General features: G+C 42.9%; 11 protein-coding genes. 10 read left to right on the top strand and 1 reads right to left on the bottom strand.

The features are described from left to right. Positions 1-166: 166 nt before the first annotated feature. Entirely contained in the window at positions 167-1,423 is a 1,257-nt protein-coding gene (gene hmgA / locus MSHOH_RS06015) for a hydroxymethylglutaryl-CoA reductase (NADPH) (protein ID WP_048138125.1), read from the top strand. 216 nt (positions 1,424-1,639) lie between these two features. On the opposite strand, the gene MSHOH_RS06010 is transcribed toward hmgA, so the two are convergent. Further along, positions 1,640-1,873, bottom strand: a complete 234-nt coding sequence (locus tag MSHOH_RS06010; RefSeq protein ID WP_048138123.1) for a hypothetical protein — start codon at positions 1,871-1,873, stop codon at positions 1,640-1,642. A gap of 524 nt (positions 1,874-2,397) precedes the next feature. Between MSHOH_RS06010 and MSHOH_RS06005 the strand changes: the two genes are divergently transcribed. The 9 genes from MSHOH_RS06005 to flaJ all read left to right on the top strand — a co-directional run bounded on the left by MSHOH_RS06005 (position 2,398) and on the right by flaJ (position 12,396). Beyond that, entirely contained in the window at positions 2,398-4,125 is a 1,728-nt protein-coding gene (locus MSHOH_RS06005) for a 2-oxoacid:acceptor oxidoreductase subunit alpha (protein WP_048138121.1), read from the top strand. Further along, complete coding sequence (locus tag MSHOH_RS06000; RefSeq protein WP_048138119.1) at positions 4,112-4,963, top strand: 2-oxoacid:ferredoxin oxidoreductase subunit beta; 852 nt, start codon at positions 4,112-4,114, stop codon at positions 4,961-4,963. Before MSHOH_RS06005 ends, MSHOH_RS06000 begins: the two co-directional genes overlap by 14 nt. A gap of 400 nt (positions 4,964-5,363) precedes the next feature. Beyond that, positions 5,364-5,957, top strand: coding sequence for an archaellin/type IV pilin N-terminal domain-containing protein (locus MSHOH_RS05995; protein ID WP_052730740.1), 594 nt, complete (start codon positions 5,364-5,366; stop codon positions 5,955-5,957). A gap of 78 nt (positions 5,958-6,035) precedes the next feature. Continuing rightward, positions 6,036-6,770 (top strand): hypothetical protein, encoded by a 735-nt coding sequence (locus MSHOH_RS05990; RefSeq protein ID WP_239451246.1) that lies wholly within the window; start codon positions 6,036-6,038, stop codon positions 6,768-6,770. Between the two features lie 240 nt (positions 6,771-7,010). Continuing rightward, positions 7,011-7,505, top strand: a complete 495-nt coding sequence (locus MSHOH_RS05985) for a hypothetical protein (protein WP_048143231.1) — start codon at positions 7,011-7,013, stop codon at positions 7,503-7,505. Next, positions 7,505-8,020 (top strand): hypothetical protein, encoded by a 516-nt coding sequence (locus MSHOH_RS05980; RefSeq protein ID WP_048138117.1) that lies wholly within the window; start codon positions 7,505-7,507, stop codon positions 8,018-8,020. The genes MSHOH_RS05985 and MSHOH_RS05980 overlap by 1 nt, the downstream gene beginning before the upstream one ends. Before the next feature lie 140 nt (positions 8,021-8,160). Next, positions 8,161-8,949 carry an ATPase domain-containing protein gene (locus MSHOH_RS05975; protein WP_048143230.1) on the top strand — a complete coding sequence of 263 codons (789 nt, stop codon included), beginning with the start codon at positions 8,161-8,163 and terminating at the stop codon, positions 8,947-8,949. Positions 8,950-9,001: 52 nt separating this feature from the next. Then, entirely contained in the window at positions 9,002-10,837 is a 1,836-nt protein-coding gene (locus MSHOH_RS05970; protein ID WP_052730739.1) for a type II/IV secretion system ATPase subunit, read from the top strand. Next, positions 10,834-12,396: an archaellar assembly protein FlaJ gene (gene flaJ, locus MSHOH_RS05965; RefSeq protein ID WP_048138116.1), complete on the top strand. Its 1,563-nt coding sequence runs from the start codon at positions 10,834-10,836 to the stop codon at positions 12,394-12,396. The genes MSHOH_RS05970 and flaJ overlap by 4 nt, the downstream gene beginning before the upstream one ends. The last annotated feature ends 62 nt before the right edge of the window (positions 12,397-12,458 follow it).

Genomic DNA, 12,458 nt, shown 5'->3' with positions numbered 1-12,458 from the left:
GAAATGAATTATATGTTAATATGCAGATATTTAGGATAAAAGGAGTATTATCTTAATACAAAGGCGCCATATCCAAACGAGGAAGACACTTGAATTAGCTTTCCTTACTTCAGGACTACAGGGTTTTAATTTTTAGTATAAAATAAAAAGATCAACTGGTGATTTCATGTTTTTAGAAGACTATGAACTTACTGAGGAAGAGAAACTTCTTTTGCAAAAGGTTCTCGATGGGAATATAGCATTTCGTAAGATTGAAGAGTTTGCAGACCCGTTAACAGCAGTAAAAATCCGAAGACTTGCTATCCAGGAGTATGCAAAACTTGAGTTCGAACATATACAGAATTTCTCTTTAGATGTGGAAACCGTAACAAAGAGAAATATCGAAAACATGATTGGAGCAGTCCAGATTCCTTTAGGGGTTGCCGGGCTTCTGAAGGTAAACGGAGAATATGCAGATGCTGAATACTATGTTCCTCTGGCTACAACGGAAGGAGCTCTCGTTGCCAGTGTAAACCGCGGCTGCTCGGTAATTACCAGATCGGGCGGAGCAAACGTCAGAGTTTTCGAAGATGAGATGACCAGAGCCCCGGTCTTTAAGCTAGAAAACCTTGATAGAGCCAAAAAGTTTTATGATTGGGTAAAGAGCCCTGAAATTTTCGAGCAGATGAAGCAGGTTGCTGAAAAGACGACCAGGTTTGGAAAACTGCTCTCTGTAAAGCCCTTTGTAACCGGAACATACGTGTATCTCAGGTTTTCCTATGATACAAAAGACGCAATGGGCATGAATATGGTGACAATAGCCACAGATGCGGTGATGCACCTTATAGAAGACGAATTTGGAGCACAGCCTGTTACCCTTTCAAGCAATATGTGCACTGACAAAAAACCTGCATCCATAAGTACTATTCTTGGCAGAGGAAAGACTGTGGTTGCCGAAGTAACTATCCCTGAAGAAATAGTCAAGGAGAGGCTCAAGTGCACCCCGGAGTCAATGTTTGAAGTGAATTACAGTAAAAACATGCTTGGTTCAGCAAGAGCAGGAGCCATGGGGTTTAATGCGCATGCTGCAAACATTATCGCGGCTATCTATCTTGCCTGCGGACAGGACGCGGCTCATGTTGTCGAAGGCAGTACCGCAATTACGAGTATGGAACTTACCAGGTATGAAGAAATTCACTGTTCGGTCACCCTGCCAGCCCTTCCTGCAGGTACGGTAGGAGGAGGGACCGGTCTTGGAACCCAGAGAGACTGCCTCAATATCCTTGGGGTGGCAGGAGCAGGAGACACTCCTGGCATAAACTCGCGCAAGTTTGCAGAAATCGTAGCCTCTGCAGTGCTTGCAGGAGAGATTTCCCTTATAGGAGCACAGGCTGCAGGACATCTGGCACGCGCGCACGCACAGCTCGGCCGCGGAAAGTTCTGAAATTCTACAGTAAAAACATAGAGAGGACTCAGTCTAATCCATATTAGAAACAAAAACACAATATTTATTTAAAAACACATACCGAATTTGCACAAAAACAAGAAGCTCCTTCCTTTGGAAAAGAGTAGGAGGGGGCATTATATTTTTGAAGTGTTACTGGGAATTGTTTTGATAGGCTGTGTTCTTTTCGGGAAGGTACTTTATCTGTTTTGAACATCATTTCTCGTTTTTCGGCTCATCATCGTTTTCCTCACCCCAGGCAGGTTCCTCCTCTTCACTTTCACTAATATAGTCACTAAGAGTAAGGAAAATAATTCCAATGAGGACTGCAATTGAGCCAAGAATTTTGTTGACCGTAATCAAAAGGGCTCCAATAAGTATGAGGGAAAAACCTATCAAAACACCCCGACCTTTTGTAAAAAAGTCCTTTACAGAATCTTTAGATAACACTTTGATTCATTCTCCTGTGCAAATATTCTTAAAACGATTCACTGATAGAGACCATATTCATGAGAGTTTACTCTTAATAGACCTGGTTTCCAGACAAGCAGAATATTTTTAGACGTTACTTCCAAAATACGTCTATCTGGCTTCCTATTCCACAACCTGCTTATCTTTTTGTACTCATATGTGAACTTATTTTACTAATACTTTAATGTCACGTTCTATTACCAGTATTTCACTTATTTTCCGGATCGGCTTCAGAAGCAAGATTATTTAAGGTTTAATATTAATACTTCTTAGCTAAAGGGGACAAAGGCCTGAAAAAGACAGGGGAGAATAGAAAAAGAAAGAATACAAAGTAAGAAGAGTTTCTATTTTGCTAATTATTTCAGACAGGTTGTGCTCTTATTTATATTCCTGTGACTCTTATAGAGTCTTAAACTCAAATCCAGGAAATGTACAGAAATTTTGGAAAATCTGGGAATTGCCTGATCAGATAGAAAATGAAAGAAAATTAGGGGGTTTAGCTTCTGGACTATACACTTCGGGTAGGAGGAGAAGCCGGGCAGGGGCTGCAAACAATAGGAGGAGCTCTTGCAAAAATCTTTTCCAGAAAAGGATATTATGTATTTACGCACCAGGACTATATGTCCAGGATACGCGGCGGGCATAATTTTTATCAGGTCCGTTTTTCTGACCGTAAAGTGATGGCTTCAAGAGAAATTGTTGACATTCTTCTCGCTCTTGATCTGAATACGGTAGAGATCCATAAAAATAGCGTTAAAGAGGAAGGGTTTATCCTCTACGATTCTGAGAGCATGAAAAAGAAATTTGAAGGCCCTCAGTTTATAGATATCCCTTTCAGGAAAATAGCGCTTGATGTTGGGAAGAACAGCGTCATGGCGAACACCGTAGCAACAGGGGCAGTGCTTGGGCTGCTTGACCTGGGGCTCGATGTCCTGAACAATATTTTGAGAATGACTTTCAAAGGAAAAGGAGAAGAAATAATTGAAAAAAACATAGCCTGCGCAGAAGCGGGGTACAATTATGCCCGTTCAAACTGTCCCCGCTGCGAAGCTTTCGGAGCTCCTGAACCGGAAGCCAGAAAACTCCTGCTCATAGACGGGGTCCAGGCGATAGGGATGGGAGCTCTTGCGTCAGGCTGCAAGTTCTATTCGGCATATCCTATGTCCCCTTCCACAGGAATTCTGAATTATCTGGCTTCTAGAGCAGAAGAATACGGGCTGGTAATTGAGCAGGCTGAAGATGAGATATCGGCAATTAATATGGCAATAGGAGCCTCTTTTACCGGTGTGAGATCCATGACCGGCACTTCGGGAGGAGGTTTTTCCCTAATGGTAGAAGGTCTTTCCCTTGCAGGGATTACCGAAACCCCGCTGGTGCTCGCAGAAATGCAGCGTCCCGGGCCTGCTACGGGTTTGCCCACACGTACCGAACAGGGTGACCTGCTTTTTGTCCTGCACGCAGGACACGGGGAATTTCCAAGAGTAATTTTTGAGCCGGGAACCCCGGAGCAGGCTTTTTACCTTACCAATAAGGCTTTTGAACTTGCAGAAAAGTACCAGATTCCTGTTTTTATCCAGTCTGACCAGTACCTTGGAGAGTCCGAATGGACCTTCGAAAACTTCGACTTAGGACGCCTGATATACAATGATTACCGCATCAGGGAAAAAGACCTGGAAGGGACAACAGAAGAGTATAAACGCTATAGATACACGGATACAGGAGTCTCTCCTCTTGCAATCCCCGGAGAAGCAGGAAAGCATCTTGTTGTGGCAGATAGCGACGAGCATGACGAAGAAGGGCATATCATAGAAGACTCTGAAACGCGCATAAAGATGGTTCAGAAAAGACTGCTGAAAAAACTGCCTTTGATAAAAAAAGAAATCGAAGCTCCGCTACTATACGGGGATCCTTCTCCGGAGGTAGTGCTTGTTGGGCACGGTTCGACCTATGGTGTGATAAGAGAGATAGTGGATATCTATTCAAAGGATAGAAAGATCGCAATGATGCATTTCAGCCAGATCTATCCGTTTTCCGAACGGGATAGGTTCGATTATACAGAACTTCTTAAGAATGCGGATCTTGTCATTTCTGTAGAAAATAACGCCACCGGGCAGTTTGCGAAGCTCATGCGAACCGAAACAGGCTTTGAAATTACCCATCAGATCTTAAAGTACGATGGAAGACCGTTTACCATTGAAAATCTGAAGGAGGAATTGAATGCCTACCTCTGAGGACTATGAAGGCCAGGTCCCTGCATGGTGCCCTGGATGTGGAAACTTCCAGATTCTTTCGACCATTAAACAAGCACTTGTCGAACTTGACATCGAGCCCTGGGAAGTCCTGGTGGTTTCGGGAATAGGACAGGCCGGGAAGCTTCCCCATTACATAAAGTGTCACACCTTCAATGGGCTTCACGGAAGGACACTCCCTGTTGCCACAGCTGCAAAGCTTGCAAACAACTCCCTGCATGTCATTGCGGTTGCCGGGGACGGAGATTGTTATGCCGAAGGTGGAAACCATTTCCTTCATGCGATCCGCAGGAACCCGAATATCAGTCTTTTCGTGCACAATAACCAGATCTACGGGCTGACCAAAGGACAGGCATCTCCCACAACAGCTAAAGGGACACATACACCGGCTCAGCCTTTTGGGTACCTTGCGCACCCGTTTAACCCGCTTTCTCTGGCAATCTCTCAGGACTGCAGTTTTGTTGCCAGGGGTTTTGCAGGAGACCAGGAGCATCTGAAAGAGCTCATGAAAGCTGCAATAACACACAGAGGTTTTTCCCTGATTGATATTCTTCAGCCCTGTGTCACTTTTAATAAAGTGAATACTTTTAAATGGTATCGGGAAAGGGTTTACAAACTTGAGGATGACCATGACCCTTACAACCAGATAAAAGCATTCGAAAAAGCTCTTGAATGGGGAGATAGAATTCCCAATGGCATATTTTACAAAAGCGATAAGGAAACCCTGGAAGAAATGATGCCGACAATCCATGAAACCCCTCTTGTGAGGAAAAAGTTCTCACTTGAGGATATTAAGCACGAAATTGAGAAATTTTATTAAAATTTCTCACATATTTTTTTATCTATCACTTAGATATATGTTTCATTTATTGTTTATGCTCATTCTCTAAAGATCTAAAGTTCTTTTTTCTCGAAATATTTTGCCTGAAAATCTTTGTTTTTTTAAATAAACTTAAAAATTTAAAAAATTACTAATATAAAAACTTTATAATTTTTTGGCAAAAGTTAATAAATTAGAAAGGGGTACTATCTGTTGTAAATTTATTGGCATGTATATCAGGGGGTCATTACACTAGGAACCACAAGCATCAGCTCCTGAACAGATATCCCTATAACAAACTGCAATCCAGAAAACATAGAAAAATCAGGCGCTGGTAAATGGAGCCCGTTGACTTTTCTATATACATTAATTGTAAAATAAATTATGGAGTGAAAACAGAATGAAAGGGATTTTTAACATCTTTAGAAAAGACGAGAAAGCTTTTACAGGGCTTGAGTCTGCAATAGTGCTGACTGCTTTCGTAGTGGTGGCAGCAGTTTTCTCTTATGTAGTCCTCGGGGCTGGTTTTACGACCTCAGATACCGCCAAGAAAACAATTGATGAGGGTGTCAAACAAACTACTTCTTCCGTTGAGCTTGCAGGGGATGTGATCGCAAAAGGCACTCCTGCAACCCCCTCGGTGGATACCATAATTGTTACTCTTCAACTCACAGCAGGCCAGTCCCCGGTGGATATAGGGACCGATAATACTTCAGGACTGATGATTGTATCTTACACTGACAACTCAACCTATGTTCCAGATGTAAGCTGGACAAAAGAATTCATCGGAGACGATGATGGAGATAGTGTGCTGGAACGGCATGAAAAAGTTGAACTAACAATTACTGTCCCTGAACCCTCAATGCTACAGGGAACTCCGACACAGGTAGTCAATAGAGAGTTCAGGCTTGAGGTAAAACCGAAGATAGGTGCAATTGTGCCCGTTACCAGAGTTACACCTCCGCAGATTGACGCTGTGATGAACCTAAGGTAATCCCATGCTGTAAGGGGATACTTCCCCTTTTACGGGCACAAAAACGGAAAGTTTAATTTTCATTTTCGGGTGGTCAGTATGGAACTGGACAAAAGGGTAAACGAAATTGAAACCGAACTAAAAATTATGAAAGGGGAGATCAAAGAGTTACTTGTGGATATAAGAGACCTGGTGAACAAAAACGAAAATCCTTTCCTCGGTATCCCATACCCTGAAACATTGAAGAATCCGATACAGGAAAAAGAGGAAGCTGCATGTAACCAGCCAGCTGTAACAGGAAATGGAGAAATAGAATGCAATCCTTCTGCAAAGATTCTGGAACCTGTGAATCAAATAGTAAAAAACAATGAGCATTCCCAGAGATTAGCCAGATCCGAAGAAAACTCTGTACAGAACGTCCAGAAACAGGTAATGTACGGGCCTGAACCTGAAGATTTTCGAAAAATGGATACATTTACGCTGGTTGAATTAATGCGCTGGGTGGATTATGCTGTCAGAACAATAGGACACAGCAACCTCGAAGAACTGCTGAGTCTCTATACTCTTACCGGACATCTCCCTGAAGAAACTAAAAGGATTATAGAAAACATTGCAAACCTTTCAATTGAAGAGCCTGCGGAAGAAGAAAGTGTCAGTATGAAAGACAATATCATGGTGCTTTCTCAACTGAGTGCAATCCTGAGTCCTGAAGGCTTCCGGAAAAATATCCAGCCGCTTTATGAAAATTCTTCAGGCTGGAAAGATAAAGAAAAAGAGAAGAGAACAGGGCACGTCTCAATCGAATTTGAAGCTCAGAAGGAACTGAGAGGTTGAAACTAACTGCTTCCAGCAGTAAGCGATAAATTTGGGATAAATCAGTGTCATTTTCATGAATCAAGATCATTTTACTGAGGAATATCACCTTCATTAGCAGCATTATCTGATATCATCTCATTTGATACAAATCAGGATCATATAGATCATACATTAACCAATTTGATAAATTGTATAATCAGAAATCAGCAGCAATTTATCCGGTTTGAAAAACTGGAAAGCAAAAGCGGGGGTCGAAAATTGAGTGGGGAATCGATAAGCTCTGCAATTCTGACAATAGCATCCGTAATCTGTGCGTTTGGATTTGTTTCAGCTGTGTACCCCTCTGTTATCTCGGCAGGAGACCCGATAATGAGCCGTTCGGACGCTATGGGAGACCAGATCCTGACAGATATTGAAATCCTGCACGAAACAACCGGGGCCGAAGGTACCGAGATTCATGTATGGATAAAGAATGTAGGATGCAAGGAAATATCGTCAGGCATGATCACTGATTCCGACCTATTTTTCGGAGAGGCAGGAAACTTTGAGCGCATACCCTATGACGAAAACGGAAGTTCAGGCCCGGGCTGGAACTATCGGATTGAACAGAACGGAGACGAGAACTGGAACAAAGGAGAGACCCTGCTTATAAGAATAAAACCTGTAGACTTGCCTGTGAGCGGGAAGAAATACTTTATCAAGTTCAGTACATACAACGGGGTTTCCGAAGAGACCTATTTCACGGTGTCATAATGGGTTTCGGGTCAATAATTGCAGCAATGATCTCGGTTGCAACCATCCTCCTGGTATCGTATGTCTGCTCGAAAGGAGGGTTCTACATGGCAGACGTGCTTGCAGATTCGGTCATTGAGATGCAGGAAAACAAAAACGACATGGTAAAAACGGAAATAAATATTACAAACATCACTACTGACAGTGTGGGTATTCTGGTATACCTGCAGAACACGGGCTCGACAAAAATCGGGGACTTCACTTACATGGACATAATCGTGACCTATCAAAATGAATCATGTGACATGAAAACTGTCTGGATTCCCTACCAGGAAGGCGAAATTCCTTCTAATAACAGGTGGACAAAAATGGAGATTGTTCCTGACCTGATAAACCCGGGAGTCTTTGACCCGGGAGAGAAAATGAAATTGCAGGTCAGGCTGGATTCTTCAAACCCTATTGGGAATTCCAGTGTAAACTGGCTTCTGGTAACTGCCCCCAACGGCGCAAAGGCTTCACGGTATTTCAGTGAATAATATTTCAGTGAATAGTGTTTCAGCAGATAATTCGGCATCAAGGAGATCCTGAGAGGCAGGTAAACCGGAACAGACGGATCCGGCTGGCTAAAAGAACAAAGGGATTTGCGTTGGAATCCCGGAGAAGGGCGGAGAGAGAAATGGAAGGAAGGAAGGGCGAAGGAACACTGTTTGAGAATGATTCGTTCTACGAAGAGGTATTCAGTGACCTGAAAGAGGAAGAAAAAGAATCACTGGAGTTTATATCTTCCGGAAACCTGGAAATAGACAGGAAGCTGGAGGGAGGCGTGCCCGTAGGTTCACTCTGCCTGCTTGAGGGAGGAAACGATAGTGGAAAGTCTATTTTTCTGCAGCAGATAATGTGGGGAGCTCTGAACCAGGACAAAAAGGTACTTGCTTTAACAACGGAAAAAACCTCAAAAGAACTTTTGAACCAGATGGAGAGCCTGAAGCACGGGATTTCGGATTACTTCATAATAGGCAGGGCAAAAATATTTGAAATTAATGCGGTCTACGTTGAAGAAAATCCCATGTTAAGTGAGTGCCTGCTTCAGGTGCTTCTGGAATCGATAAAAAGGTGCGAAGAAGAACTGATCCTTATAGATTCTCTGACGATCTTTGCAGTAAATGCTTCGGAAAATGCAGTGTTAAACTTCTTTACCGAATGTGTAAAGTTATGCGATAATGGAAAAACTATTTTCATCAGCGTGCATGGATATGCTTTTTCCCAGGCTCTGCTTTACAGGCTGAGGTCAGTTTGTAGTGCCTATCTTGAACTCCGGATAGAGCAGGTTGGGGATCAATGGATAAAAACTATGGAAATTCAGAAACTGAGGGGTGCCAGGAAAATTAGCGGAAATTTACTGAGTTTTGATGTGGATAGTGAGTTCGGATTGAAAATTATTCCTGTTTCAAAGGTAAAAGCCTGAAAGAAATTCGGAAAAATGGCAATCGGAGAAAAAACCCAAATGAGGAGTTGAAATGGAAGCTCTGCCTTTTGACCCGTTGCCTGCACCGGAGAATGGAGGGTGTTCCAGAGAAGAAATATACTCCAGCCTTTCTTCAGAAATGCAGGAGTTCGTCAGTAGAGAAGAAAATCATCACATCCTTGATTATATCTGCAGGCTTCCGACAGAGGAAATAGGGTTTCCGGAGTTCTATCCGAGAATCTCGAGAGCCATGAGAAGCATCAAACATCCCAACCTGATTTATCCTGCAGGGAAAGGGCTTGCCGTCCATATATATCCGGATAAAGAGGATGTAAGAAATTATTACATTCCCATAGAGCCCTGCCTTTTTCAGAAGCTGGACAGTAAACTTGAGGAAGTAGAAAAGTTACTTATTGACGTAATACACGATCAGGATATTACTACAAAAGATCCAGAAGAAAAAAAGAAACTCCTCGAAAAAGCTCTGGAAAAAACCTGTAAAGTGAGAAAGGAATTAAAGGAAAGCTCCGGGACATCGGACGGAAAACGCAGAGGAAAGAAGGACTTTTCAGGGAAGGAAAAAAATTCATCCGGAGAAGGAATTAATAGCGAAAAACCCGAAATTTTTGGGAACCTGAAGGAAGCAGGCAAAATATTCAAAACTAGAAAACTGCAGAAAATTTCCGTAACGCCTGAGGAATTCGATGCAATCAAATACCTGATGATCAGGGACAAAGTGGGGATGGGACTGCTCGAACCTTTACTGCGGGACTCAAACATAGAAGATATCAGCTGCAGTGGGCTTGGCAGGATCTTTGTTGAGCATAAGGTGTTCTCCTCCCTTAAAACAACAATCTCTTTTGAAGAAATTGAAGAACTCAATTCTTTTGTCATACAGATCTCCGAAAAAGTAGGAAAACCGATTACCTACAGGGACCCGATAGTAGATACCGCTCTACCGGACGGCTCAAGAATTAATATCGTGTTCGGAGAAGATGTGTCAAAGCGCGGAAGCAATTTTACCATCAGGAAATTTATGGAGGTCCCTATTTCAATCCTCGAACTTATTGAATTCGGAACAATTGACTACACAATGGCTGCATACATGTGGATGATGCTCAGGGCAGGGATGAACTGCTTCGTTTCAGGTGAAACAGCTTCCGGAAAAACCACAACGATGAATGCAGTGACTACTTTTCTTCCTCCCGAATCCAAAATCGTCTCTATCGAAGACACTCCGGAGCTGCAAGTTCCACATAAGAACTGGACCCGGGAGGTTACAAGGACTACAAGGGATGATAGCGGTTCGGATGTCTCCATGTTTGACCTATTAAAGGCCGCCCTGCGCCAGCGTCCGAATGAGATTATGATAGGAGAGATCCGTGGGGTTGAAGGGAATATCGCTTTTCAGGCAATGCAGACAGGACACCCTGTAATGTCCACCTTCCATGCCGCCTCTGTTGAGAAACTTATCCAGAGACTGACAGGAGATCCCATTAATATTCCCAGAAATTATGTGGATAACCTGAACGTCGTTCTTATCCAGAGTGCCGTAAATGTTCCGGGAAAAGGGCTTGGGAGAAGAGTCCTGAGCATAAACGAAATCGTAGCCTACGATTCCGAGAGCCAGTCTTTTAATTTCATGGATATCTTCAAATGGGATCCTGCTACGGATACCTTCAAGTTTATCGGGAAAAACAACTCATACATGCTGGAACATAAAATCGCCCCTCGCCTGGGAATTCCTGAAAACCAGGTACGAAAAATTTACTCCGAACTTGACAAAAGAGCAAAAATCCTCCGGAAGATTCACCAGGCAAATATTACCAATTTCTACGACCTGTTCAATACCCTGATCCGGCTTGAGGAGGCGGGGTTAACATCATGACTTTTGTGCAAGCAATTCCGAACTTAACTCTAAATGCTGCAAAACGGGAAGTTGAAGGCTACTTTAATCTCGCCAGAAAACTTAAAAATACTAAATTTGTTGAAAGAGTCAATGATGATATGCTCTTTCTGCTAATATACATGGCTGCGATTTCAACTGCAGATATCGAAAGGGACAGGATCTTCGATTATGCGGGACGGCAGAAAGAATATGATGCTTCGAAGTATTTCAGACAGATACACATCCTTGCCTCAAAATGGGGGTACGAATATGCAAAAGCCTGCAAGTATACTTCTCAGAGATTAAAGGATGTTTATCTTTCAAAATTTTTTGAAAAAATAGCAAATGTCCTTTCTTCCGGAGAGCCGGAAAAAAACTTTCTGAAACAGGAGAAAATCACAAGGGAAGAGATTTACTCCAATGAGTACGAGAGAAGCGTTGAATCCCTGAAAAAGTGGACTGACGGCTATACTGCCCTTATGGTATCCGTAACCCTGGTTATTACCATAACTCTTGTTTCTGTTATGATCTATAATATAACGAATATGGAAACCATTGCTTTTCTTATAGAGATTCTAACTCTTTTCATATGCGGGCTTGCCCTTTACATTATATATAAAGCAGCTCCTGCCGAAAAAAAAGTACATGCCCTCCGCCACAAATCAAAGGAGCAGGAGCAAATAAGGCTATTGAGCCGGACTTTGCTTCCTCTCGGAGTGATTTCTCTAGCCACTCTCACTCTGTATGGGACAGAACTGAAATTTATTCTGCTCGGAGTGACCGCTTTTACACTTCCGATAGGCATTCTTGCTATGGCAGATGACCGGAAAATCAACGAAAGGGACAGCAGTTTTCCTGCTTTTGTAAAGACTCTCGGAACCCTTGCCGGGACAACAGGAATCACCATCAGGAGTGCGATGGAAAACCTTGATAGGGAAACCATAGGTTGTCTCAAGCCCGGAGTTGAAGAGCTGCATTCTGGCCTTTCAATGGGATTTAAGTCAAAGCTCTGCTGGGAAAAATTCATAGGGGAAACAGGCTCCGAACTGATTAACAGGTGCTCAAGGATCTTTACCGATGCAGTAGAACTGGGCGGCGACCCGGCGGAGATAGGGAACATAGTCTCGACCTCAAGCCTGGCAATTGTCCTCCTGAGAATGAAACGGCAGCTGGTCAGTTCAGGCTTCAAGGGGCTTGCCATAACCCTTCATACTGTTATGGTAGGGCTCCTGATCTTTGTAATGGAGATAATCTCCAAATTCAGCGGGCTTGTCTCCAGGTTGAGCGAATCGTATATGTCCGCAGAAGGGGGAATGAGCGGGATGTCTGAAATTGGGATGAGTATGTTCAATTTAGCTGAAAGTGTACCCATACTATATAGGTTAACCTTCTCAGTAATAATTATCCTGACAATTTCAAACACACTCGTGGTAAAGATAGTTGAAGGCGGAGGGAATTACAAACTTTTTTTCTATGGGGGCTTGATGTCTGGAATTTCAGGGCTCTGTATGATTCTTATCCCACCGGTTGTATCGAAGGTGTTTACGTTCCAGATATGAAATGCTTTCATTTGAGGCAGAAAGAAAAACGTCAGAAAAAACTCTAAAAAAGTTTCTGAAAA

Origin of the sequence: Methanosarcina horonobensis HB-1 = JCM 15518 (genome assembly GCF_000970285.1) — an archaeon.
GTDB classification, from domain to species: Archaea; Halobacteriota; Methanosarcinia; order Methanosarcinales; family Methanosarcinaceae; genus Methanosarcina; species Methanosarcina horonobensis.
Note: the sequence above shows the minus strand (reverse complement) of the source record. Positions and strands in the feature narration are given on the sequence as shown.

Bases quoted from the DNA above. Each gene is read 5' to 3' on its own strand.
- hmgA (WP_048138125.1), top strand. From the start codon at position 167: ATGTTTTTAGAAGACTATGAACTTACTGAGGAAGAGAAACTTCTTTTG.
- MSHOH_RS06000 (WP_048138119.1), top strand. From the start codon at position 4,112: ATGCCTACCTCTGAGGACTATGAAGGCCAGGTCCCTGCATGGTGCCCT.
- MSHOH_RS05995 (WP_052730740.1), top strand. From the start codon at position 5,364: ATGAAAGGGATTTTTAACATCTTTAGAAAAGACGAGAAAGCTTTTACA.
- MSHOH_RS05990 (WP_239451246.1), top strand. From the start codon at position 6,036: ATGGAACTGGACAAAAGGGTAAACGAAATTGAAACCGAACTAAAAATT.
- MSHOH_RS05980 (WP_048138117.1), top strand. From the start codon at position 7,505: ATGGGTTTCGGGTCAATAATTGCAGCAATGATCTCGGTTGCAACCATC.
- MSHOH_RS05975 (WP_048143230.1), top strand. From the start codon at position 8,161: ATGGAAGGAAGGAAGGGCGAAGGAACACTGTTTGAGAATGATTCGTTC.
- MSHOH_RS05970 (WP_052730739.1), top strand. From the start codon at position 9,002: ATGGAAGCTCTGCCTTTTGACCCGTTGCCTGCACCGGAGAATGGAGGG.
- flaJ (WP_048138116.1), top strand. From the start codon at position 10,834: ATGACTTTTGTGCAAGCAATTCCGAACTTAACTCTAAATGCTGCAAAA.